At 70.8% G+C, this 23,438-nt stretch carries 16 protein-coding genes; 5 read left to right on the top strand and 11 right to left on the bottom strand.

From position 1 onward, the window contains the following. Positions 1-45: 45 nt before the first annotated feature. Genes FQY79_RS06590 through FQY79_RS06600 form a run of 3 tightly spaced genes read right to left on the bottom strand, consistent with a single transcriptional unit; the run spans position 46 to position 5,227 of the window. Positions 46-3,198, bottom strand: coding sequence for an efflux RND transporter permease subunit (locus tag FQY79_RS06590; protein ID WP_146311998.1), 3,153 nt, complete (start codon positions 3,196-3,198; stop codon positions 46-48). A gap of 60 nt (positions 3,199-3,258) precedes the next feature. Then, the gene (locus tag FQY79_RS06595) at positions 3,259-4,449 is read right to left on the bottom strand and encodes an efflux RND transporter periplasmic adaptor subunit (RefSeq protein ID WP_146312000.1); all 1,191 of its coding nucleotides are present in this window, start codon (positions 4,447-4,449) and stop codon (positions 3,259-3,261) included. Between the two features lie 34 nt (positions 4,450-4,483). Beyond that, positions 4,484-5,227, bottom strand: coding sequence for a TetR/AcrR family transcriptional regulator (locus FQY79_RS06600; protein WP_186759829.1), 744 nt, complete (start codon positions 5,225-5,227; stop codon positions 4,484-4,486). Between the two features lie 195 nt (positions 5,228-5,422). On the opposite strand from FQY79_RS06600, the gene FQY79_RS06605 reads away from it, so the two are divergent. Beyond that, a complete protein-coding gene (locus tag FQY79_RS06605; RefSeq protein WP_146312004.1) occupies positions 5,423-6,610 on the top strand; it encodes an efflux RND transporter periplasmic adaptor subunit in 1,188 nt (395 codons plus the stop codon). A gap of 6 nt (positions 6,611-6,616) precedes the next feature. Beyond that, on the top strand, positions 6,617-9,784 hold the full coding sequence (locus tag FQY79_RS06610) for a multidrug efflux RND transporter permease subunit (protein WP_146312006.1): 3,168 nt from the start codon (positions 6,617-6,619) through the stop codon (positions 9,782-9,784). Positions 9,785-9,892: 108 nt separating this feature from the next. On the opposite strand, the gene FQY79_RS06615 is transcribed toward FQY79_RS06610, so the two are convergent. From FQY79_RS06615 to queD, 5 genes are all read right to left on the bottom strand, one after another. Next, entirely contained in the window at positions 9,893-11,131 is a 1,239-nt protein-coding gene (locus tag FQY79_RS06615) for a hypothetical protein (RefSeq protein WP_146312008.1), read from the bottom strand. Beyond that, positions 11,047-12,102, bottom strand: coding sequence for a Tle-like phospholipase domain-containing protein (locus tag FQY79_RS06620; protein WP_146312010.1), 1,056 nt, complete (start codon positions 12,100-12,102; stop codon positions 11,047-11,049). Before FQY79_RS06620 ends, FQY79_RS06615 begins: the two co-directional genes overlap by 85 nt. A 26-nt stretch (positions 12,103-12,128) precedes the next feature. Next, a complete protein-coding gene (locus tag FQY79_RS06625; RefSeq protein ID WP_146312012.1) occupies positions 12,129-13,058 on the bottom strand; it encodes an ankyrin repeat domain-containing protein in 930 nt (309 codons plus the stop codon). Between the two features lie 133 nt (positions 13,059-13,191). Next, positions 13,192-13,596: a phasin family protein gene (locus tag FQY79_RS06630; protein ID WP_146312014.1), complete on the bottom strand. Its 405-nt coding sequence runs from the start codon at positions 13,594-13,596 to the stop codon at positions 13,192-13,194. A 133-nt stretch (positions 13,597-13,729) separates the two neighbouring features. Beyond that, on the bottom strand, positions 13,730-14,092 hold the full coding sequence (gene queD / locus FQY79_RS06635; protein WP_146312016.1) for a 6-carboxytetrahydropterin synthase QueD: 363 nt from the start codon (positions 14,090-14,092) through the stop codon (positions 13,730-13,732). A gap of 146 nt (positions 14,093-14,238) precedes the next feature. Between queD and FQY79_RS06640 the strand changes: the two genes are divergently transcribed. Beyond that, the gene (locus FQY79_RS06640) at positions 14,239-15,921 is read left to right on the top strand and encodes an electron transfer flavoprotein-ubiquinone oxidoreductase (protein WP_146312018.1); all 1,683 of its coding nucleotides are present in this window, start codon (positions 14,239-14,241) and stop codon (positions 15,919-15,921) included. A gap of 75 nt (positions 15,922-15,996) precedes the next feature. On the opposite strand, the gene FQY79_RS06645 is transcribed toward FQY79_RS06640, so the two are convergent. The 3 genes from FQY79_RS06645 to FQY79_RS06655 all read right to left on the bottom strand — a co-directional run bounded on the left by FQY79_RS06645 (position 15,997) and on the right by FQY79_RS06655 (position 18,734). Then, the gene (locus tag FQY79_RS06645; RefSeq protein ID WP_146312020.1) at positions 15,997-16,917 is read right to left on the bottom strand and encodes a 2-dehydro-3-deoxygalactonokinase; all 921 of its coding nucleotides are present in this window, start codon (positions 16,915-16,917) and stop codon (positions 15,997-15,999) included. Next, complete coding sequence (locus tag FQY79_RS06650) at positions 16,914-17,825, bottom strand: SMP-30/gluconolactonase/LRE family protein (RefSeq protein WP_146312022.1); 912 nt, start codon at positions 17,823-17,825, stop codon at positions 16,914-16,916. Before FQY79_RS06650 ends, FQY79_RS06645 begins: the two co-directional genes overlap by 4 nt. 285 nt (positions 17,826-18,110) lie before the next feature. After that, complete coding sequence (locus FQY79_RS06655; RefSeq protein WP_146312024.1) at positions 18,111-18,734, bottom strand: 2-dehydro-3-deoxy-6-phosphogalactonate aldolase; 624 nt, start codon at positions 18,732-18,734, stop codon at positions 18,111-18,113. A gap of 274 nt (positions 18,735-19,008) precedes the next feature. On the opposite strand from FQY79_RS06655, the gene FQY79_RS06660 reads away from it, so the two are divergent. Together FQY79_RS06660 and FQY79_RS06665 are read left to right on the top strand one after the other, a co-directional pair. Then, positions 19,009-19,971, top strand: a complete 963-nt coding sequence (locus tag FQY79_RS06660; RefSeq protein ID WP_246123032.1) for a LysR substrate-binding domain-containing protein — start codon at positions 19,009-19,011, stop codon at positions 19,969-19,971. 201 nt (positions 19,972-20,172) lie between these two features. Next, entirely contained in the window at positions 20,173-23,115 is a 2,943-nt protein-coding gene (locus FQY79_RS06665; protein WP_246123033.1) for a TonB-dependent receptor, read from the top strand. The last annotated feature ends 323 nt before the right edge of the window (positions 23,116-23,438 follow it).

Below are 23,438 nucleotides of genomic sequence, written 5' to 3' on the forward strand. Positions count from 1 at the left end.
CATCGAGGGGCGGCACGACCGGCATCGGGCCGCGCCGCCGCTCCGTCACGCGTGCTGCGGCTCCGCCGCCGCCGCCGCGGCCCCCGCGTCGCGGGCGTGGTCGCGCGCCAGGTACATGTAGAACGCCGGCAGCACGAACAGGGTGAACAGCGTGCCGATGGTCATGCCCGAGGCGATCACCGTGCCCATCGAGAAGCGCGAGGCCGCACCCGGTCCCCGGGCGATGAGCAGCGGGACCATCGCGAACACCAGCGCCGCGGTGGTCATCAGCACCGGGCGCAGGCGGATCGCCGCGGCCCGCTCGATCGCCTCGCGCTTGGACAGCCCCTCGTTGATCTGCAGCTTGTTGGCGAACTCCACGATCAGGATGCCGTGCTTGGAGATCACGCCCACCAGGGTGACCAGGCCGACCTGGGTGTAGATGTTGATGCTCATCCCGGGGAAGGCCTCGATCCCGGCGAAGCCGAGGATCCCGCCCACGATCGCGAGCACGTTGAGCGTCAGCAGCGCGCCGCAGATCGCCATCGGCACCGTCAGCAGCATGATCGTGGCGTCGCGGAAACTCTCGAACTGCGCCGACAGCACCAGGAAGATCACCACCAGCGCCAAGGCCAGGGTCAGCAGCATCGCCGATCCTTCCTGCTTGAACTGGCGCGACTCGCCGGCGTAGTCGACGGTGTAGCCCTGCGGCAGGATGTCGCGCGCGGCCTGGTCGAGGATCGCCAGCGCCTCGCCCTTGCTCACCCCGGGGCGCGGGGCGAAGGTGATCGCCACCGCGTTGAGCTGCTGGAAGCGCTTGAGCGATTGCGGCTGCGCGCTGTCCTTCAGCGTCACCAGGGTCGAGAGCGGGATCAGCTCGCCGTCGCGGGTGCGGGTGTAGTAGTGCTGCAGGTCGGAGGCGTTGAGCCGGTCGCTGCGCTGGACCTGCGGGATCACCAGGTACGAGCGGTTCTGCATCGCGAAGCGGTTGGTGTAGCCGCCCGAGAGCATCGCCGACATGTCGGCCGCCAGGGTGCGCATGTCGATGCCCAGCGAGGCCGCCTTGTCGCGGTCGATGTGCACCTCGATGCGCGGCTTGTCGATCTTCAGGTCCTTGTCGAGGAAGATGAAGCGGCGGCTTTCCATCGCCCGCTGCAGGATCGCGTCGGCCAGTTCGTCGAGCTGGGCCAGGTCGCCGACGCCGCCGATGATGAACTCGCCGCCGCCGTCGCCGCCGGCGCTGGGCAGCGAAGGCGGGACCAGGGCGAAGGTGTTCAGGCCGGTGACCTCTGCGATCTGCGGCTGCAGGTCCTGCTCGAGCACCTGCTTGGTCGAGCGGCTGCGCTCGCTCCAGGGCTTGAGCACGAAGCCGGCCATCGCCATCGGGCTGGCGCCGCCGCCGCTGCCGCCGAAGCCGCCGTTGAACAGGAAGTAGTCCTGGACTTCGGGAATGCCCTGGGCGATCCGCGACATCTCCTCGGTGTAGCGCTCGACGTAGTCCAGGGTCGCGGTCGGGTCGGCCTGGGAGATCGCGAAGACGAAGCCCTCGTCCTCCAGCGGCGCCGGTTCCTTGGGAGCGGTGGCGTACAGGAACACGCACGAGACCAGCACGATGGCGCCGAACACGGCGACCACCGACTTCGTCTCCAGGGTGCCGTGCAGGCGCCGCATGTAGCCCGACTGCAGCGCATCGAACTTCCGGTCCAGCCAGGCCTCGAGCCGGCCCTTGCCGCCCGCGCCGTGCGACTTGAGGATCTTCGAGCTCATCATCGGCGTGAGCGTGAGCGCGATCACGCCCGACAGCAGCACGCTGCCGGCCAGGGTGAAGGCGAACTCGGTGAACAGGATGCCGGTCAGCCCGCCCTGGAAGCCGATCGGCAGGTACACCGCCACCAGGGTGGTGGTCATCGCCACCACCGGCCAGGCCAGCTCGCGCGCGCCCTTGATCGCCGCGTCGTAGGGCGACATGCCCTCCTCGATGTGGCGGTGGATGTTCTCCAGCACGATGATCGCGTCATCGACCACGATGCCGATCGCCAGCACCATCGCCAGCAGCGTCAGCAGGTTGATGGTGAAGCCCATCAACAGCATCAGGAACAGCGCGCCAATGAGCGACAGCGGCACGGTGACCGCCGGGATCAGCACGCTGCGCAGCGAGCCCAGGAACAGGTAGATCACCACGATTACGATGATCACCGCCTCGATGATCGTGCTCACCACCTCGTTGATCGCGTCCTGGATCGCCTCGGTGCTGTCGTAGGGGATGGTGGCGACCAGGCCCTCGGGCAGCTGCGGCACGATCTCGTTGTCCCACAGTGCGCGCACGTCGGCGATCACGTCCAGCGAGTTGGCGTCGGGCGAGACGAAGATGCCCATGAAGGTGGCCGATTCGCCGTTGATCCGCACCGAGGTGCCGTAGTTTTCCGAGCCCAGCACCACGTCGGCCACGTCGCCCAGGCGCACGATCGCGCCGCCTTCCTCGCGGATCACCAGCTGGCGGAACTCCTCCGGGCTCTGCAGGTCGGTGCGCGCGGTCATGTCGATCGCGACCATCTGGCCCTTGGTCGAACCCACCGCGGAGAGCACGTTGTTGGCCCGCAGCGCGTTGGCCACGTCGCTGGCGGTGACCTGCAGCGCGGCCATGCGGTCGGGCTTGAGCCACACCCGCATCGCGAACGTGCCGGCGCCGAGGATGTCGGCGCGCTGCACGCCCGGCACCGTCACCAGCTTGGGCTGGACCACGCGGGTGAGGTAGTCGGTGATCTGGTTGTTGTCGAGCGTCTCGCTGGCGAACGACACGTACATCGCCGCGATCTGCTGGCCCTGCTGCAGGTCGATCACCGGGTCCTCGGACTCGGGCGGCAGCTGGCCGCGCATCTTGTTGACCTTGGCCGCGATCTGGGTCAGCGCCTCGTTCGGGTCGTGGTCCAGGCGGATGTAGGCCTGGATCGTGCTCACGCCGGCCGAACTGGTCGAGGACATGTAGTCGATGCCCTCGGCGCTGGCGATCTCGCGTTCGAGCGGGGTGGTGATGAAGCCCTGGATCAGGTCCGCGTCCGCGCCGTAGTACACCGTGGTCACGTTGACCACCGCGTTGCGCAGCTCCGGGTACTGGCGGACGTTGAGCTCGGAGAACGCGCGCAGCCCGAAGATCAGGATGAACAGGCTGACGACCATCGCCAGCACCGGCTTGTTGATGAAGATGTCGGTGAATTTCATGGCTCGACTCCCCCTCCCCCGCGCGCGGGGGAGGGTCGGGGTGGGGGCGCGGGACCGACGTCAGCGGTTCTGCGTCTGCGGCTCCGGGTCGGCGGCCGGCTGGATCTCGTTGTTGATGGTGACCTCGGCCTCGTTGCGCAGCTTCAGCAGGCCGCTGGTGGCCACCTGCTCGCCGGGCTTGAGTCCCTCGACCACCGCGACCAGGTCGCCGCGGGTCGCCCCGGTGCGGACGAAGCGCTGGGTGACGACCAGCTTGTTGCCGGTGAGCGGGTTGCCCTGCATGTCGGTCTCGCCCTCCTTGCGCGGCACCTCGCTGATGACGAACACCGCGTTGCCGTAGGGGTTGAAGCTGACCGCGGTCTGCGGGATCACCACCACCTCGCGTTCGCCGCCCAGCGAGAACCGGACCCTGGCGAACGCGCCCGGGCGCAGCAGGTGCTCGGGGTTGGCCAGGGTGGCCTGGGCGGTGAAGTTGCGCGTGGACGGGTCGATCCGCGGCTCGATCGCGGTGACCTCGCCCTCGAACTCGCGGCCGGGCAGGGCGTCGACCGTGGCCCGGATCCTGGTGCCCGGCCGCAGCTTGTCCATGTACTGCTCGGGCAGGGCGAAGTCGAGGTGGATCGGGTCGAGCTGCTGCAGGGTTACGATCGGGTCGCCCGGCGAGACGAATTGGCCGAGGTTGACCCGGCGGATGCCGAGCTCGCCGGAGAACGGCGCGCGGATGGTCTTCTGCGCGATCAGCGCGCGCTGCGCCTCGACCTGCGCGTGCGCGTTGGCGGCCGCCGAGACGCGCTGCTGCACCTCGTCCAGCGAGACCAGCTGGTCCTTGCCCAGCTGCTGCCAGCGCTCGGCCTGGACCTCGGCCAGCCGCGCGGTGCTCTCCAGCGCCTTGAGCGTGGCCACCTCGTTGTCGGTGTTCAGGCGCACCAGGACCGCGCCGGCCTTGACCGGCTGCCCGGGCTCGAACTCGATCGCGCGCACCACGCCGCCGGCCTCGGTGGTGACCTCGGTGCCGTTGACGGCCACCAGGGTGCCGACCGCCTCGCCGTCGTCGCTCCAGCGCTCGACGGTGGCGGTGGCCGCGCTGACCGCGGCCGCCGGTTGCGGCATGTTGTCGAAGAACTCGTTCATCTGCTTGCCGATGATCGCCTTCACGGCGAACACGCCGCCGAACACCAGCAGCGTCGCGATCAGCATCAGGGTCATGCGCAGCGCGAAGCGGGGCTTGCGCTCTCTGGAAGCAGTGGACATGGGGGAGCCTTGGGGGAAGCGTTGGGGGAACGGATCAGCGGTCGGGTTGGACGGGATAGGGACAGGGAACGTCGAACACGTCGCGGCACAGGCGTTCGTTCAGGCGGTCGAGCGCCGCCCCGTCGCCGGGGTCGAGCAGCGGGCGCCAGCCATAGCCGTTGAGCAGGTAGTGCAGGTGCTGGAAGAGCAGGCGGTACGGGTCGCCAAGGACCGGGTCGAGCAGGCCCTGCTGCTGGGCAAGCGTATGCATGCCCAGGCACAGGGTCCATGGGCCGATCGTCAGGGCGGCATCGGGCAGCGCGAACGAGCCGGGGAGGTCGCCGTCGCGCCGCGCCTGGGCGGCGATGTCGTCGACCAGGCGGCCGAGCGGCTCCCAGGCCGCGAGCGCGCGCTGCCGGATCGCGGCCGACGCCGCACCCCAGACCACGTCGCTCCACACGAACTGCGCCAGGCGGAAATGCTCGGGCTGCTCGCGCAGCACCACCAGGTCGGCCAGCGCCAGCGCCACCATGCGTTCGCGGGTCGGGCCCTGCCAGCGCGCGGCGCGTTCGAACAACTCCATCCGGCCCAGGCAGTTGCGCGCGGCCAGCGCGACCAGCAGGTCCTCCTTGCTGGCGAAATGCCGGTACAGGGTGCCGATCGCGTACTCGCACTCGTCGGCGATGCGCGACATCTGCAGGTTGAGCAGCCCGTCGCGCTGGATCAGCGCCTGCGCACAATCGAGGAACCGGTCCTCGCGGCGTGCGAATTCGCGTTGCTTGCGGGTGGCGGTGCTCAAGAAAGGTGGCCGGGGCGGGGGAGGCGGATTTTGAACCGGATTCATTCCATGATCCAGTCTCACCTGCGTGGCGCCCCCGGGTGGCGGACTGACTTGTGGCAGTGGTGCGCCTGACCTCCCTCTCATATACTGCGCGGTACAGTAATTACTACACCCGGCCGGCGCCCCACGGCGTCCGCCAGACAGGGATTGCCCATGCGCCGTTTGCCTGCCTGTGTCCCACTGCTGCTCCTGCTGGCCGCCTGCGGTGGCGAACCGGCCCCCCAGACCCCTCCCCCGCCCGAAGTCGGCGTGATCAGGGCCGAGGCCGTCGACCTGCCCCTCACCCTGGAGGTGGGGGGACGCCTGTCCGCTTACCGCAGCGCCGACGTGCGCGCGCGCGTGCCCGGCGTGCTACAGCAGCGCGTGTACACCGAGGGCAGCGACGTCGAGGAGGGCCAGGTGCTGTTCCTCATCGATCCGGCGCCGCTGCAGGCCGCACTGGGCACCGCGCGCGCCGCGCTCGCGCAGGCCGAAGCCAACCATGCCAACGCCCGTGCCAACGCCGAGCGCGCGCGCCGGCTGGCGCCGCAGAACTACGTCTCCGCCGCCGATCTCGACAACGCCCTGGCCGCCGAACGCAGCGCCGCGGCCGCGGTCGAGGCGGCGCGCGCGGCGGTGGAGAGCGCGCGCATCAACCTGGGCTACGCGACCGTACGCTCGCCGATCGCCGGTCGCGCCGGCCGCCAGCGTGTCACCGAGGGCGCCCTGGTCGGCCAGGGCGAGGCCACCCTGCTCACCACGGTCGACCAGATCGATCCGCTGTACGCGAACTTCTCGCTGGGCGTGGGCGAAGTCGACCGCATTCGCCAGGCGCGGGCCGCCGCGCCGGAGGCCGTCGCCAGCGTGGACGTGGTGCTGCCCGACGGCAGCCCGCACCCGCACGCGGGCACGCTGGACTTCTCCGGCGACGTGGTCGACCCCGCCACCGGCGCGATCTCGCTGCGCGCGGTGGTTCCCAACCCCGAGCGCCGGCTGCTGCCCGGCACCTATGTCAGCCTGCGTGCCAGGCTCGGCCAGCTGCGCGGCGTGTTCGCCATCCCGCAGGCGGCGGTGCAGCGCGACGCGCGCGGCGCCTACGTGCTGGTCGTGGGCGCGGAGGGCCAGGTCGCGCGCCGCGACGTGGCGCTCGAGCGTGCCGAGGGCGGCAACTGGATCGTGTCCTCGGGCCTGGAGGATGGCGAGCAGGTGATCGTCTCCGGGCTGCAGAAGGCCACGATCGGCGGCCCGGCCACGCCGGTGCCGTGGACGCCGCAGGGCCAGGCCCCCGGCGCGCCGGCGCCGGCGCCCGAGGGCGACGACGCCCCTGCCGAAGGCGGCGACGAAGCGCCCGGACGGGACTGAGCCCCCATGCCACGTTTCTTCATCCACCACCCGGTCTTCGCCTGGGTCATCGCGATCCTGATCTCGCTCAGCGGCGTGATCTCGCTGCTGAACATGGGCGTGGAGTCGTATCCGAACGTGGCGCCGCCGCAGGTGACCGTCGGCGCGACCTACCCGGGCGCGGATGCGCGCACCGCCGAGCAGGCGGTCACCCAGGTCATCGAACAGCAGCTCACCGGCATCGACAACCTGCTGTACTTCAGCTCGACCTCCAGTTCGTCCGGCCGGGTGTCGATCACCCTGACCTTCGAGACCGGCACCGACCCAGACATCGCCCAGGTCCAGGTGCAGAACAAGGTCTCGCTGGCCACGCCGCGCCTGCCTTCGGAGGTGGTGCAGCAGGGCGTGGTGGTGGCCAAGGCCAACAGCGGCTTCCTGATGGTGGTCGGGCTGCGCTCGAGCGATCCGTCGATGGACCGCAACGCGCTCAACGACCTGATCGCCTCGCGCATCCTCGAGCCGCTGGCGCGCGTGCCCGGGGTCGGCAACACCCAGCACTTCGGCTCCGAGTACGCCATGAACATCTGGCTCGACCCGGTCAAGCTGCAGGGCTACGGGCTGTCGGCCACCCAGGTGCTGCAGGCGGTGCGGGCGCAGAACGCGCAGTTCGCCGCCGGTTCGATCGGCTCGGACCCGGCGCCGGCGGGCCAGGGGTTCACCGCCACGGTGGCGGCCGAGGGCCGCTTCAGCACCCCCGAGGAGTTCCGCGACATCATCCTGCGCGCCGACCCGGACGGCGCGATCGTGCGCCTGGGCGACGTGGCCCGGGTCGAGGTGGGCGCGCAGGGCTACGGCTTCGACGCCAAGTTCAACGGCCAGCCCACCGGCGCGGTGGCGGTGATGCTGCAGCCCGGCGCCAACGCGCTGGCGGTGGCCGAGGCGGTCACCGCGCGCATGGACGAACTGCAGGCCACGTTCCCGCCCGGCGTGGAGTGGTACTCGCCGTTCGACTCCACCACCTTCGTGCGGATCGCGATCAAGGAGGTGGTCAAGACGCTGGCCGAGGCGGTGGTGCTGGTGTTCCTGGTGATGCTGCTGTTCCTGCAGAACCTGCGCGCCACGATCATCCCGACCCTGGTCATCCCGGTGGCCCTGCTGGGCACCTTCCTGGGCCTGAACCTGATCGGCTTCACCGTCAACCAGCTGACCATGTTCGCGATGGTGCTGGCGATCGGCATCGTGGTCGACGACGCGATCGTGGTGATCGAGAACGTCGAGCGGATCATGTCCGAGGAGCACCTGCCTCCGCTGGAGGCCACGGAGAAGGCGATGGGCCAGATCACCGGCGCGGTGGTGGCGATCACCGTGGTGCTGGCCGCGGTGTTCATCCCCAGCGCGCTGCAGGGCGGCGCCTCGGGCGAGATCTACAAGCAGTTCGCGATCACCATCGCCATGGCGATGGCGTTCTCGGCGTTCCTGGCGCTGGGCTTCACCCCGGCCCTGTGCGCGACCTTCCTCAAGCAGCACGCGGCGCCCGGCGAGAAGAGGGAGAACCGCTTCGTGCGCGGCTTCAACCGCCTGTACGAGCGCGTGAGCCGCACCTACGTCGGCCACATCGGCAGCGCGATCTCGCACGCGCCGCGCTGGATGGTGGTGTTCGCGGTGCTGGTGGTGCTGTGCGGGGTGCTGTTCACGCGCCTGCCCGGCAGCTTCGTGCCCGAGGAGGACCAGGGCTACGCGATGGTCATCGTGCAGCTGCCGCCGGGCGCGACCCTGCAGCGCACCCAGGCCGTGTTCGAGGACGTGCGCGCCACGCTGGAGGGCCTGGACGGCTACGAAGGCATGATGCAGATCGCCGGCTTCAGCTTCGTCGGCCAGGGCGAGAACGTGGGCATGGCGTTCGTGCGGCTCAAGCACTGGGACGAGCGCGACATCACCGTGCCCGAGTTCATCCAGCAGGCCAACGCCGCGCTGTACGGTATCCGCGACGCCTCGATCTTCGTGGTCAACCTGCCCACGATCCAGGGCCTGGGCCAGTTCGGCGGCTTCGACATGTACCTGCAGGACCGCGCGGGCGTCGGCCGCGAGGTGCTGGGCCAGGCACGCGACACGCTGCTTGGCGCCGCGGCGCAGCGCAGCGACGTGCTCACCGGGGTGCGTCCGAACACGCTGGCCGACTCGCCGCAGCTGCAGCTCGAGGTCGACCGCGCGCAGGCGCACGCGATGGGGCTGTCGGTGGGCGACGTGTACAACGCGATCCAGCTGATGCTGGCGCCGGTGTACGTCAACGACTACTTCTCCAACGGCCGCATCAAGCGCGTGGTCATGCGCGCCGACGCGCCCTACCGCACCGGGCCGGAATCGTTCGCGCACTTCTACAGCCCGTCGGCCATGCAGCGCGGCGAAGACGGCAACCCGGCGATGATCCCGCTCAGCAACGTGGTCGCGTCGGAGTGGATGATGAATACCCCGTCGCTGACCCGCTACAACGGTTACGCGGCGATCAACATCAATGGCTCGCCGGCGCCCGGTCGCAGTTCGGGCGAGGCGATGGCGGCGATGGAGGACATCGTCGTCAACGAGCTGCCCGCGGGCATCGGCTTCGATTGGACCGGCCTGTCGTACCAGGAAATCATCGCCGGCAACACCGCGACGCTGCTGCTGGTGCTGTCGGTGCTGGTGGTGTTCCTGTGCCTGGCGGCGCTGTACGAGAGCTGGTCGATCCCGGTCTCGGTACTGCTGGTGGTGCCGCTGGGCATCCTCGGCGCGGTGGTGTTCACCATGCTGCGTGGGCTGTCGAACGACATCTTCTTCAAGATCGGCCTGGTCACCGTGATCGGCCTGGCGGCGAAGAACGCGATCCTGATCGTGGAGTTCGCGGTGCTCGAGCGCGCCGCGGGCAGGACCCTGCGCGAGGCCACGATCGAGGCCGCGCGCCTGCGTCTGCGCCCGATCCTGATGACCTCGCTGGCGTTCATCATGGGCGTGACCCCGATGGCACTGTCGACCGGCGCCGGCGCCAACGCGCGCCACGCGATCGGCACCGGCGTGATCGGCGGCATGCTGTTCGCCACCTTCCTCGGCCTGCTGCTGATTCCGGTGTTCTTCGTGGCCGTGCGGCGGATGCTGGGCGACCCCATGGACGAACCGGCGCCGGGGCGCCAGGTGGGCCACGCGCCGCCGGACGCGCACTGAAGTGCCTGACGCCGGGCGGGCCTCGCCCGGCGGTCTGACCGTCGCCGCGATGCCCGGCTGCCCCGGTGCAGGTCCGACGTCTGCTGCGCCGCGGCGTTCCGGGCGCAGTCAGCGTGCCAGCACCGCCTCCGCCGCCTGGCGCGCCTCAACGTCGTCCCGCGCGGACGTGGACTGCGCATCGCGCGCGTCCAGCTGCGCCTGTCCGGACTGCATCCACAGCCGCGCCGGCGGGGTCTCGAGCAGTGCCGCGGCGCTGGCACTGATCTTCGCGCCGTCGCCGTCGCGGATTGCTTCGAGGAACCGCGCCAACGCCTGTCCCGATTCGCCACGCAGCACGGACTGCAGCGGCGAGTCCGTCGCCGCAGCGGGTCCGGCCTGCAGGTGGCGGTCGAGCAGTTCACGCGCGGCACGTTCCCGGCGTGCGATCTCGGCATCGAGGCTCGGGATCACCGCGGTGGCCATGCCGTGGCGTTCGAGGCCTTCCTGCAAGGCGGGGCCGGCGTTGCGCGCCAGGCCGATCGTGCCGCGTACTCCCGCGGCGCCGGCAGGATGGTTCGGGGCGTGCGTGGCGATGCTGCCGACGAGGAAGCCGGTGGTCGCGCCCAGCCCCGCGCCGGCGCCGGGCGCGCGCTGCGTGGTGGCGTCGATGCGCGCGCCCGAGTCTTGCAGCACGCCGCCCACGGCCTCGCCAGCGCGCTGCATGCCCCGGCGGACCGAGGCGCCCTGGCGGTCGAGATCTTCGGCCAGTGCCGCGCCGACGGCGCCCGCGATCAGCCGGTAGCGTCCGGCGTCGGCGCGCCCGCGTTCCAGCGCGTCCGCCGCCGCGGCGCCGGCTCCGGTCCTGGCCCGGCTGGCGCGCGCATCGAGCGATGCGGACAGCTCGCCGGCGCGCTCGTGCACGTAGCGACCGATCCCGCCCGGCAGTCCTCCGGCCACCCAGTGGATGCCCCGCGCGCCGCCCGCGCCGGCCGCATTGACGCGCGCTTCCAGCGCCCCGCCCGCGCGCAGCGCGACGGCCTCGGCGTTCGCGCGCAGTTCGCGCCACTGGGCGGCGAGTTCGCCGCCGGTGCGCACACCGTGGTCGATCGTGATGCCGGTGACGCGATAGCCCAGGCCGGCAAAGTCGCCGGCCTGGGCCCAGGTCCGGGACGTGACGGCGCCGGTCCATTCCAGTCCGCCGCGCGCCAGGTCGCCGCCGGCCTCGACCAGTGCCCCCATGCGGCGTCCGGCCTCGGCAGAGCGCGCGGTCGCGGCGAGCACGCTCAACATCGGCCCGGCGAGGCGATGCAGGTCCGCGATCGACGCGGCTTCCTCGCGCGCCACCAGCGACTGGCCCTGGGCGGACATCGCAACCAGTGGCGGCATGCGTCGGCCGGCCGCCTGTGGCAACTCGCCCAGCAGCGCGGCGCCGTCGCCGCGCGCCAGCCGGTCCACGAAGGCGTGGATCGCGGGATGCGAGGACCCGGGGACGCCTTCGACAGCGCGTGCTCGAGCCGCCCGCGCGCTTCGGGGACTTTGCGCAGCATTGTCGCGGTGTCGGCGAGGATCCCGGCCAGTCGCCGCCGCGAGGCGGGATCGAGGCTGGCCAGGTCGCCCTGGATGCCGTCGTTGAGCACGTCGCCCTTGACGTGCCAGGCGGTGACGGTGCGTGCGGTGTCGTAGATCCGAAGGCCATCGTTCTCGCGTGCGAAACGGGCGACGGTCTCGGGATGCAGGCCGGCCGCATTGAGCGTCACGGTGCGCATGCCGGTAACCGCCGATGCCGCGGCTGCGAGCCCGCCACCGAGGCTGTGGCCGGTGATGTCGAAGTCGAGACCGCGTTCCCTCAACAGAACCGCGAGGTCCATTGCCTGATCGTAGTAGTTCGTCTGCAGCCCAACGGATTGAGGAAAGTTGTTCCCAAGGAAATCTTCAGACGCCGTATGACGTCGGGCGCCGTCGGTGCCAAGGACTTCTCCTGCCGAGCCCTTGAACGCCAGAGTCGGTTTGAAGCCGGGTCCGAGCACATTCGGGTCGGGGATGTAGATCTCCGCCCGGAAACCGGAGTCGCTTGGCTGGAGTCTTGCCAGCAGTTGTTCATCCGTCGACGTTGTGTCGCCGATCAGTTCGCGGAGCAGGTCGAGATTCTCGCTGGCACGCAACCAGCCGTTGGGCGGATCGCCCTCGCCGCGAGCGGCATCGTAGACGTCCGCGGACAGCGCGGCCATCTCGCGAGCGTGGTAGATGTCCTGCAGCTCGTCCGCTGCTACGCGCGCCGATGGATCGTCGATCGCTCTGAGCTGCTCAATCAGCGCCAGCTGCTCTTTCCTTCCATCCATGGAATCTCTACCCTCATTGATCGGAACTACAGGATATGAATTTCGGATTCGTCATCCGGGAATCCCAAACGTGCCCGCATCTTCCTGTAGTGATCCGGCATCGGTGGGCGTTCGAACTCCTGGTCAGCCAGCCACTGCTGGCACACACGCTGCCAGGAAGGATCTTCCGGATTCCCTGGATGCCAGAAAATGGAGTTGATGGTTCGCGAGTCACTCTTCTGCACCGGTTCACCGTGCACGAATTCGCGGCCAGGCTCCGCGCCATGCTCGAGCAGCCAGTGGACCATCTTGAAGCCGCCCCTGGAGGCGTAGACCTCCGTGATCGTGCGTCCCAACGACACGTCGGCGTTCACATCGGCACCCCTCTCCACCAGCAGCTGCACGTTGCGCCATTTGTTCTGCTTGATGAAGGCATGGAACAACAGCGCTTCGCCATTGGCGTTGCGCGTGTCGGGGTCGCCGCCGTAGTCGAGCAGGATCCCGAGGTAGACCGGATCGTCCTGCTCCGCAGCCCAGACCATGGCGTTGCCGTAGTACTGGGGGCTGCTGCCCCTGCGCACGGGATACGGCTTCCTCGCATTCGGATCGGCGCCCGCCTCCAGCATGGCGCGCAGGCCTTCGGGACTGCCGCTGTAGATCGGCCAGGCGAGCAGCGGCATGCCGCCGCTCTGGCCGCCGAAGATGACGTCCGGATCCACGCCCTCGTCCTGCATCAGGCGCCGGATTTCGGCGGCATCGCCGCGTTCGGCGGCGATGGCCAGGGCCTGGGCGCGGGGATCGGGGAAGGCGCGTTCGAGCGAAGCCTGATATCGCGAGCGGGGCTGCGATGCGGACAGGTCGAAGCCGCAGCCCGGGAGCGGCAGCAGCAGGCAGGTCAGCAGTGCGACCAGCCATGGGCGGGCGATGCCCAAGCCCGTGCGCGGCGCGCGCGCGATCGCCTCCTTCACTCCATCCATGGCGTGTTCCGGTGCGTGCGGTGGCCCAAGCATACCCGCATGCTGCGGACACAAAAAAGCCCGGCAGCCTGGGCTGCCGGGCCGTGCGTCGGCGACGCTGGGAGGGGGACGTCGCCGGCGTCTGGGGGATCGATCAGCGGCGCTTGGACGCCTTGGTGGCCGCGGCCACGGCGCCCTGGGCCTGGTCCTGGGCCTTGGCCGTCGCGGACTCGATCTGGGTGCGGGCCAGCTCGGCGATCGCCTCGTTGGTCTTCACGGTCGCGCCGAGCACTTCCTGGCCGACGCTGATGACGCGTTCGACGTTCTCGCGGGCGATCTGCACGCCCTTCGGGAACAGCGTCTTCAGGCCGTCCAGGTCACGCACGTCGGCCGCCTGGCCGAGGAACGAGAACGTGGCCTCGGCATTTTCCTCGAGCGCCGCCAGCTGCAGGCCGAAGACCTTCTGGGCGTTCTCGAGGGCGAGGTGGTTGATGCGGGCGGCGGCGTCGGCGAACTGCCGGGTCGCGGCGGCGAACTGCTCGTTGTACTGGTAGTTCATGGTGATCTCCTGCGATCGGGCGGCACGGACTTTGCCGGTTTGTGCGGTGCACCATAACCCCGTTCTTGCTGCATTGCAACAAGAGCTGGCCGCTTTCCGCCCTTCCGTTCTGGAGGTCAATGAAATCAATACGTTACGGTGATGGTCCAGTATACCGGCAGCCAGAAGTGCAGGTTTCGTGGACCACGACTGCGCTGAGCGCGGGCAGGGCCGGGCGCAACCGGTCCCAGATCCAGACGGCCAGACGCTCGCTGGTCGGGTTCTCCAGCCCCGGCACCTCGTTGAGGCAGTGGTGGTCGAGCTGCTCGTACAGCGGTCGGAACGCGGCCTTGATGTCGGCGAAGTCCATCACCCAGCCGGTTTCGGCGCCCGGTTCGCCGCTCACCTGCAGTTCGATCCGGAACGAGTGCCCGTGCAGGCGCCCGCACTTGTGGCCCGGCGGCACGTTCGGCAGCCAGTGCGCGGCCTCGATGGTGAAGCTCTTGAAGATGTCCATCGCAGGATTCTCCGCGCATGCCCGGCGGTCGGCAATGCACGCCGCGTCGAAGGATGCGCCAGCGTACGTTAGGATGACGGGCCGCGCGCGGCCACCGGCCGTGCGGGATCCGTCCTCTCACGTGCCGTCCGCGAGCAGCGCCGCCCATGACCCCAGAAGAACTGTTGAGCAAGTACGGTCCCCGCGAGTCCATGGAGTACGACGTGGTCGTGGTGGGCGCCGGCCCGGCGGGGCTGGCCACCGCGATCCGCCTCAAGCAGCTGGCCGCGCAGGCCGGGCGCGACGTCTCGGTCTGCGTGCTGGAGAAGGGGTCCGAGCCGGGCGCGCACATCCTCTCGGGCGCGATCATGGATCCGCGCGCGCTGGCCGAGCTGTTCCCGGACTGGGAATCGCGCGGCGCGCCGCTCAAGCAACCGGTCACGCGCGACGAGTTCCTGTTCCTGGACGAGGGCAAGGCGAAGGCGACGCCCGGGTTCTTCCTGCCCGACTGCTTCCGCAACCACGGCAACTACATCGTCTCGCTCGGCGCGGTCACGCGCTGGCTGGCGCAGCAGGCCGAGGCGCTGGGGGTGGAGATCTTCCCGGGCTTCGCCGCGGCCGAGGTGCTGTACGACGACGCCGGCGCGGTGCGTGGCGTGGCTACCGGCAATATGGGCCTGGGCAAGGATGGCGAGCCCACGCCGGAGTTCCAGCTGGGCATGGAACTGCTGGCGAAGTACACGATCTTCGCCGAGGGCGCGCGCGGCCACCTGGGCCGCCAGCTGATCGCGAAGTACCGCCTGGACGAAGGCCGCGACCCGCAGAGCTACGGCATCGGCATCAAGGAGCTGTGGCAGGCCGATCCCGGCAGGCACCAGCCGGGTCTGGTGGTGCACACCGCCGGCTGGCCGCTGGACGCAAATACCTATGGCGGTTCGTTCCTGTACCACGCCGAGGACGGGAAGATCGCGGTCGGCTTCGTGGTCGGGCTCGACTACGCCAACCCGTACCTGAGTCCGTTCGAGGAATTCCAGCGCTGGAAGACCCATCCGGCGATCCGCAGGCACCTGGAGGGTGGCAAGCGCATCGGCTACGGCGCGCGCGCGATCACCGCCGGCGGACTGCTGTCGCTGCCGAAGCTGGTGTTCCCGGGCGGCGCGATGGTCGGCTGCGAGGCGGGCTTCCTCAACGCCAGCCGGATCAAGGGCAGCCACGCCGCGATCAAGACCGGCATGCTCGCGGCGGAGGCCGCGTTCGCGGCGATCGGTGCGGGCCGGGCGCGCGACGAGCTGGTCGAGTACCCGCAGGCGTTCGAATCGAGCTGGCTGCACGCCGAGCTGCGCCAGTCGAAGAACTTCAAGCAGTGGTTCAAGAAGGGACGTGGCCTGGCCACGCTGATGACCGGCATCGAGCAGTGGCTGCTGCCCAGGCTCGGCATCCGCAATCCGCCGTGGACGCTGCACCGGGACAGGCCCGACCACGCCTGCCTGGAGCCGGCCTCGCGCCACCAGCGCATCGCGTATCCGAAGCCGGACGGCGTGCTCACCTTCGATCGCCTGAGCTCGGTGTTCCTGTCGAGCACGATCCACGACGAGGACCAGCCCAGCCACCTCACGCTGAAGGACGCCTCGGTGCCGGTCGAGGTGAACCTCAAGCAGTACGCCGGTCCCGAGGCGCGCTACTGCCCGGCCGCCGTGTACGAATTCGTGGGCGAGGGCGAGGACGTGCGCCTGCAGATCAACTTCGCCAACTGCGTGCACTGCAAGACCTGCGACATCAAGGACCCGACCCAGAACATCGTCTGGGTGGCGCCACAGGGCGGTGGGGGGCCCAACTACGCCGGGATGTAGCCGCTCGCGTCCGCCCGCCGGCGTGCCGGCGGCGGCGCGGTCCCGTGCGGCAAGGCCGGGCCGTGCGCCATGGCGTCAGCCGGCGGCGGCGGGCGAGGCGCCGCGTGCCGGGTTGGCGCGGCGCGTCCACAGGGCGTGCAGGCCGTGCGCGGCCAGGTCCTCCGGATGCCGCTGCACCTGGACCCCGAGCGCGGCGAGCGCGCGCGCGTACGCCGCGAGCAGCCGCTCGCTGCCCACCAGGTGCACCGGTCCCGGGCAGGCGCCGTCGAAGGCGAGGCCGCCGCGCAGTTCGTGGCCGAGCAGCAGGCCGGACAGGTACGAGGGCAGCCCGTCGCCATAGCGGCCGGCCAGTCCGGCGGCGCGCACGCCGAACAGGTGGTGGAGCAGGCCGCTGGCCTCGGCGCTGCGGGCCAGGCCTGCGTCGAACGCGGCGCCGTCGAATCCCTCGTCGTCGCCCGGCATCAGCGCGCCGACCAGGCTGTGCCGGCGCAGCAGGCCGTACAGCTCGCCGGTCATGGCGGTGTGGATGCGGTCGATGCGGCCGTCGCGGATGGTCACCCACTTGCTGTGGGTCCCGGGCAGGCAGGCGCGGTGGCGGCCGGGCGGGAGCCGTTCGAGCAGCGCCGCGAGCTGGCTTTCCTCGCCGCGCATCAGGTCCGGCACCGCGCCGGAGCCGTCGCGCAGGCCCGGCACCAACCACAGCCGGCGGCCCTCGAAGCCGGGCGGCGCGAAGCGCTGCAGGTGCGCGGCGATCGCGTCCAGCCCGGCGGGACAGTCGAGATACGGCACCTCCTGCCAGCCGCCGCGTCCGCCGATCATGCCGCACAGCACGAGGTCCGGATCGTCCCAGCCGGCAAGCAGCGCGGACAGCACTTCGGCGTGGCGTCCGTGGCTGGCGTGCGCGCCCTGGTCGCTGCGCCGGCGCTCGACGATCGCGCCGGCCGCGTCCAGGCGGTACAGGCGCAGGTGGGTGCCGCCCCAGTCGACCGCGATCACGCGGGCCGGAACCTCGGTTCGGGCGCGCCGCTGCCCGCCGGCAGCGCCAGCGCGAACACGCCCCCCGCGGCCGGCATCGCCGCCAGGGTGGTCGCGTCGAGGTCCTCGCGCGCGGTGGTCACGTAGAGCGTGTCGAACGCCGCGCCTCCGATCGCGCAGCAGGTGGGCCGTCCGTGCGGGATCGCGACCACCCGGTCGACCGCGCCGTCGGGCGCGTGGCGGACCACGCAACCGCCGTCCCAGTGCGCGTTCCACAGTCCGCCGGCGGCGTCGACGGTGGACCCGTCCGGGGCCCGCCCGTCACGGGTCTCGGCGAACACGCGCACGTTGCCGAGCGTGGCGCGCGCCGGATCGTAGTCGCCGCACAGGATCCGCGGATGCGCGGTATCGCACCAGTACATGGTGGCGCCGTCGGGCGAGAAACAGATCGAGTTGGGCACCGCGGCCGGCGGCAGCGGCAGCGGGCGCAGGCCGTGCGCCGCCGAGAACTGGTAGAACCGGCCCAGCGGCGGATCCGCGCCGGTCTCGTCCTTGGTGCCGAACACGAAGTTGCCGTGGCGGTCACAGCGGCCGTCGTTGCTGCGGGTGGAGGCGCCCTGTTCGGGCTCGAGCGCGCACAGCGTCTCCAGTGCCAGGCTCGCGCCCGGCATCGGCGCCGCGGCCAGCCGTATCGACTTGGCCAGCGCCAGCAGCAGCCGGCCGTCCTCGCACAGCGCCAGGCAGCCCAGCGGCTCGGGCAGGTCCCAGTGGTGGAGCTGTCCGCTGCCGGGCACGTGCATCCACAGCCGCGCCGACAGGATGTCGGTCCAGTACAGGCAGCCGCGCCGCTCGTCCCAGACGATGCCCTCGCCAAGCCGGCAGCGGCTGTCGACCGCAAGCTCCGCCGTGGCCACGTTCACTGCACCCATTACACCTCCCATCGCATCACCATCCGGCCACGCGTCGGCGTGGCGACACAGCGGCTTGCGCCGGCACGGTGGCCGGCCGTTCGAGCCGTTCCACGTCGATCTTCGACCCCCGTCGCGGCCCTGGCGCGTCCCAAGGCGGCCCGCGTCGCAGCGCAAGTCGTCCCCGGTCGATCCCTGCCCGGCAGGCCGGCGTGCGCGTGGTCGCGGATGCCGGTGCCATGCGCCTGCAGCTTCGCGTTCCAGCATACGAAATCCGGCGGCAGGCACGTGGCTGGCGCGGAGTGTTCATCGGTGGTGGTCCATCCATGCCTGGCGGAAGCGCCGCGCCTGCGTGCGGGTGCGCTCGACCGGCTGCCCGGCGCGGTACAGCTCGCCGCCGATGCCGGCGCCCTGGCATCCGGCCGCCCGCCAGACGGGCAGGTTCCCCGGGGTGACGCCGCCGACCGCGAACAGCGGCACCGGAGGCAGCACCGCGCGCAGCGCCTGCACCATGCCCGGCCCGAAGGTCGAGGCCGGGAACAGCTTGAGCATCGGCGCGCCGGCGGCGAGCGCGGCGAAGGCCTCGGTCGGGGTGGCGAAGCCGGCCATCAGCGGCAGCCCGCGCGCGGCCGCGTGTGCGATCACGTCCGGCCGCGCATCCGGGGTGACCGCGAATGCGCCACCGGCGGCCAGCAGGACGTCGATCTGGGCGGGTTCGAGCACGGTGCCGGCGCCGATCCGGGCACGGCCGCCGCAGGCCGCGGCCGCCAGCGCCACGCTGCGCTCCCAGCCGGGCGAGTTGGTCGGGATCTCGATCGCGTCGTAGCCCGCCTCGACCAGCGCCTCGACGTGCGCCACCGCCGCCTCGGGCGTGATGCCGCGCAGGATCGCGACCAGGGGCAGGCCGAACGGGGACGGGGCCCGATCCATGCGTCGCGCCTTCAGCCGTGCACGCGCCCGCCGGCGCGCGTTGGACCCCTGGCCGCGGCCAGGTCGTCGGCGACGTGGCTGCAGGACGGTCGCGCCATCGTGTCTTCCTCCTTCGCGTTGCGGTGTCGCCGGATCCGGCGTCCGCGGCGGCGGCCCGGCCCGGCCGCCGTGCCCCGGCGCGACCACGACAGCCTCGCGTCACGAACCATGTGCGACAAATGAAATTTTGGCCGTATCCTATTCCGCGGACGCATAGCGCCGAGGGGAGCACATCGTGCAGCCGACCACCGCCTGGGCCGCCCTCACGCGCCTGAAGACGCGCCATCTGGCGCTGCTGCTGCACCTGTACGAACAGCGCTCGGTGCTGCGCGCCGCCGAGGCCGCGCACATGACCCAGCCGGCCGCCTCCAAGCTGCTTGCGGAAATGGAGTCGCTGCTGGGAGTGTCCCTGTTCGAGCGCCACGCGCGCGGCGTCGAGCCGACCTGGTACGGCCAGGTGCTGGTGCGGCGGGCGCGCTCGGCGCTGTCGGAGATCGGCCGCGCGCAGGACGAGATCGCCGCGCTGCGCAGCGGCCGCATGGGCCAGGCCGCGATCGGCACCGTGGTCAACCCGGGCACTACCCTGGTGCCGCAGGCGATCGCCGCGGTCAAGCGCGACTTCCCCGACATCCTGGTCCGGGTGGAGATGGACTACAGCCGGCCGCTGGTCGCGCGCCTGCTCGATGGCCAGCTCGACATCGTGGTCGGTCGGATCATGGGCCCGGAGGGGGCGTCGGACCTGGCCTTCGAGCCGCTGGCCGACGAGCCGCACTCGGTGATCGCGCGCGCCGGGCATCCGCTGGCGCAGCGCCCCTCGATCGACCATGCCGACCTGGCGCGCCACGGCTGGATCATGCCTCCGCCGGGCAGCGTGTTGCGCACCCGGCTGGATGCGGTGTTCCTCGAGCGCGGCCTCGAACCGCCGCGGAACATCGTCGAAACCGCCTCGCTGCCGGTGATGGTCCACCTGCTGCGACACAGCGACCTGCTCGCCGCGCTGCCGGCGCAGCCGGTCGCGCCGTACCTGGAGACCGGGCAAATGCGCCTGCTGCCGGTCGAACTGGGCGTGCGCATGGAGTACTTCGGGATCATCCGTCGCCGCGACCAGCTGCTGTCCCCCGGCGCGGAGCGGGTGCTCGAGGCGCTGCGCGCGACCGCCCGCCGCCTGTACGCCGGCGGGCGGCCGCCCGGCGCCTGAGCGGGGGCCGGCGAACCGGAAGCTATTCCGGAAGCATCTACCTGCACCCCGAAAAATCATTGGTCGCTCATGGGGACGCGTGCCTAGTCTCGCCGCAGGCAGCGCTGTCGAGCGCTGTCACACGCAGCCGTGCCCGCGTGGTGGGACACGCGGGCCATTGCGCTGTGCACCGCCTGTCATGTGCCCGTGGGAGGGACCGCCATGCCAATGCTCCGCCAGCGCCCGTATGCCGGGAAGGGCGCAACCGACCCGTTCGTCCGACTGCGCCGCCGCGCCCTCGCGCTGGGCGTCGCCGCCATGCTCGCCGCCACCGCCCAGGCCCAGGACGCCGGGGCGCCGGCGGATCCCGTCGAACTCGACAAGGTAGTCGTGAGCGGCATCCGCGGTTCGGTCTTCCGCGCCCAGGACATCAAGCGCGAGGCCGACACCTTCGTCGATTCGGTCACCGCGCTCGATATCGGCGCGCTGCCCGACCGCAGCGTGACCGAAACGCTCTCGCGGATCCCCGGCGTGACCATCGACCGCTTCCTGTCGGTGGGCGACCCGGAGCACTTCTCCGCCGAGGGCAGCGGCGTGGCCGTGCGCGGCCTCACCCAGGTGCGCTCCGAGCTCAACGGCCGCGACAGCTTCTCGGCCTCGGGCGGGCGCGCGCTGAGCTTCCAGGACGTGCCGTCGGAACTGATGGCCGGCGTGGACGTGTACAAGAACCAGAAGGCGGACATGATCGAGGGCGGCCTCGGCGGCACGGTGGACCTGCGCACCTTCATGCCGCTGGACTTCGACGGCAGCCGCTTCGGCCTGTCCTTCAGCGTCAACCGCGGTGACTTCGCCGAGCGCGTGAAGCCCTCGGCCTCGATGCTCTTCAGCAACCGCTGGGACACCGACCACGGCGAGTTCGGGATCCTGGTGGACGTGGCCCACTCCGAGCTGGCCACGCGCACCGACGGCCTGTTCGTGCGGCCGTTCTTCGACAACGCCAACAGCGACCTCGACGGGGACGGCGGCGCGGACCCGGTCTGGCTGCCGCGCGGCGCCGACTGGCGCACGCTCGAGTACGAGCGCGAGCGCCAGGGCGCCTACGTCGCGCTGCAGTGGCGGCCGAACGAGCGCCTGGACCTGTCGGCCACCGCGTTCCAGAGCCGCTACAACGAGCTGTGGTTCGAGGACGCGATCTTCGTCCAGAACGACCCGCGCCTGGTCGCGCTCGACGCCAGCCAGCCCTACCGCCTGGACGGCAGCGTGTTCGTGTCCGGGCGCCTGCGCGCCGACGGCGACATCCCGATGGGCACCGACATCCGCGCCTCGCACCGGCGCTCGCGCACCAGCGACTATTCGTTCTCCGCGAAGTGGCGCATGAGCGACCGCACCGAACTGTCCACCGACCTGCAGTTCATCAAGGCCACCACGCGCGCGCTGGATTCGACCGTGGCCCTGGGCCTGAACGTGCCGTGGATCGACGTCGACCTGGGCGGCGGCGTGCCTGCGATCGGGGTCGACCGCGACTTCGTCGCCGACCCGGCCAGCTACTACTGGGCGTTCACCATGGACCACCGCGACGACAACGAGGCCGAGGAAGTGGCCTGGCGCGCCGACCTGCGCCACAGCTTCGAGCGCGGCGCGATCGAGGCGGTGAAGTTCGGCGTGCGCGTCACCGACCGCGACGCCGACAACATCGACACCGGCTACGACTGGCAGCCGGTGATCCAGCCGTGGATGCAGTGGTGGGCGCTGCCCGGCGACCAGCCGCTGCCCGGCCTCGACCTCGGCCCCGGCGCGACCCTGGACCTGGTGAACCTGGCCACGTTCCCGGACTTCTACCGCGGCGACGCGAACATCCCCGGCGCCTTCCTCGCCCCGCGCCTGGCCACCGCGCTGGGCTTCCCCGGCAGCTACCAGGCGATCCACGCCGCGGCCGATCCGTACTACCTGTGCTGCTACGCCGGCACCTACGCGCCGCGCGACACCAGCGACCCGCAGTGGGGCAACGTCCAGCGCGAGCGCACCTACGCCGCCTACGCCATGCTCGAGTTCGGATTCGAACAGGCGCCGGTCTCCGGCAACGTCGGCGTGCGCGTGGTCCGCACCGAGAACAGCGCCGACGGCTACCTGGTGTATCCGTCCGAGGCCTACGCCCCGTACCTGGGCAACGGCGAGTCGGACCCGGTCCACGCCAGCAACAGCTACACCGACGTGCTGCCGAGCGTGAACGTGAAGTGGGAGCCGCTGCAGGACGTGGTGGTGCGCTTCGCCGCGTCGCGGGCGATCGCGCGCCCGTCGTTCAACGAGCTGCAGGCCTTCCAGATCCTCTCCGTCGCGCCCCGCGACGGCGTGACCGTGCCCGACGACGGCAGCACGCTCCCGCTCGAGGACATCGAACTGTCCTCGGACACCTACGGCAATCCCTACCTCACGCCGATGAAGGCCGACCAGTTCGACCTCTCGCTGGAGTGGTACTTCGCCCCGGACCGCGGCGGCATGGCGTGGATCAACGTCTTCCGCAAGGACGTGCGCGACTACTTCCGCCGCCAGAGCCTGCTCGAGCCCTATCGTGGCGCCGACGGCAACACCTACCAGTACCTGGTCACCCGGCCGGTGAACGTGGGCAGCGCGCGCATCCAGGGCGCCGAGGTCGGCTGGAACCAGTTCTTCGACTTCCTGCCCGCGCCGTTCGATGGCCTCGGCATGTCGGCCAATTACACCTACATCGACAGCTCGACCCGGATCCCGGACGACCCGTCGGTGCTGCCGATCGACACCGACGGCGCCCTCCTGGGCGACCTGCCCGCGGACGGCCTGTCGAAGAACGCCTACAACGTGGCCCTGTTCTACGAGAAGGGTCCGTGGCAGGTCCGCTTCGCCTACAACTGGCGCAGCCAGTACCTGCTGTCGGTGGGCGCGAACGGCTACAACGGCGAGGACGGCGGGGTGGCGTGGAAGCTGCCGGTGTACAGCGACGCCTTCGGCCAGCTCGACGGCTCGATCTTCTACCGCGTCTCCGACCACGTGCAGATCGGCCTCGAAATGAACAACCTGAACAACGCCGAGCAGCGCACGATCATGCAGCAGGGGGTCGCCGGCAGCCGGGTGACGTCCTGGTACGTGAACGACCGCCGTTACGCCGCGACCTTGCGCCTGAGCTTCTGACCGGGCCGGCGCGCCCCGCTGCCCGCCCTCCCGGGTGGCGGGGCAGGCCCTGGACTTTCGCCGCACCGGCCCGGACGTGGCGACCGTAACGTCTGCAAGTGTTTGCCGCGCCTTGGAAAATCCTGTTCGCCGGCGGTTTGACGGGCGGAAAAGGCTAGCGCTAACATCGGGCCGCGCGGCGCCTGTCGCCGTACCAGGGAGAGAAGGGGGACAGCCGGGGCGTCCGGCGCATCCAGCGGTATTTCTGCGCGCGGCGCCGGCACGGCGGCGTCGTTTTTTCGCGCAGCGGTTCGCAGCGTTCCGGACCCGATGGCCGATGTAGC

Source organism: Luteimonas wenzhouensis, assembly GCF_007859305.1.
Classification (GTDB): Bacteria; Pseudomonadota; Gammaproteobacteria; order Xanthomonadales; family Xanthomonadaceae; genus Luteimonas; species Luteimonas wenzhouensis.

What these genes read in the sequence shown, in the direction of transcription:
- queD (WP_146312016.1), bottom strand. Translation starts at nt 14,092, where the DNA reads ATGGACATCTTCAAGAGCTTCACCATCGAGGCCGCGCACTGGCTGCCG.
- FQY79_RS06650 (WP_146312022.1), bottom strand. Translation starts at nt 17,825, where the DNA reads ATGGGTGCAGTGAACGTGGCCACGGCGGAGCTTGCGGTCGACAGCCGC.
- FQY79_RS06595 (WP_146312000.1), bottom strand. Translation starts at nt 4,449, where the DNA reads ATGTCCACTGCTTCCAGAGAGCGCAAGCCCCGCTTCGCGCTGCGCATG.
- FQY79_RS06625 (WP_146312012.1), bottom strand. Translation starts at nt 13,058, where the DNA reads ATGGATGGAGTGAAGGAGGCGATCGCGCGCGCGCCGCGCACGGGCTTG.
- FQY79_RS06590 (WP_146311998.1), bottom strand. Translation starts at nt 3,198, where the DNA reads ATGAAATTCACCGACATCTTCATCAACAAGCCGGTGCTGGCGATGGTC.
- FQY79_RS06655 (WP_146312024.1), bottom strand. Translation starts at nt 18,734, where the DNA reads ATGGATCGGGCCCCGTCCCCGTTCGGCCTGCCCCTGGTCGCGATCCTG.
- FQY79_RS06615 (WP_146312008.1), bottom strand. Translation starts at nt 11,131, where the DNA reads ATGTCCGCCCAGGGCCAGTCGCTGGTGGCGCGCGAGGAAGCCGCGTCG.
- FQY79_RS06605 (WP_146312004.1), top strand. Translation starts at nt 5,423, where the DNA reads ATGCGCCGTTTGCCTGCCTGTGTCCCACTGCTGCTCCTGCTGGCCGCC.
- FQY79_RS06665 (WP_246123033.1), top strand. Translation starts at nt 20,173, where the DNA reads ATGCCAATGCTCCGCCAGCGCCCGTATGCCGGGAAGGGCGCAACCGAC.
- FQY79_RS06610 (WP_146312006.1), top strand. Translation starts at nt 6,617, where the DNA reads ATGCCACGTTTCTTCATCCACCACCCGGTCTTCGCCTGGGTCATCGCG.
- FQY79_RS06640 (WP_146312018.1), top strand. Translation starts at nt 14,239, where the DNA reads ATGACCCCAGAAGAACTGTTGAGCAAGTACGGTCCCCGCGAGTCCATG.
- FQY79_RS06620 (WP_146312010.1), bottom strand. Translation starts at nt 12,102, where the DNA reads ATGGATGGAAGGAAAGAGCAGCTGGCGCTGATTGAGCAGCTCAGAGCG.
- FQY79_RS06630 (WP_146312014.1), bottom strand. Translation starts at nt 13,596, where the DNA reads ATGAACTACCAGTACAACGAGCAGTTCGCCGCCGCGACCCGGCAGTTC.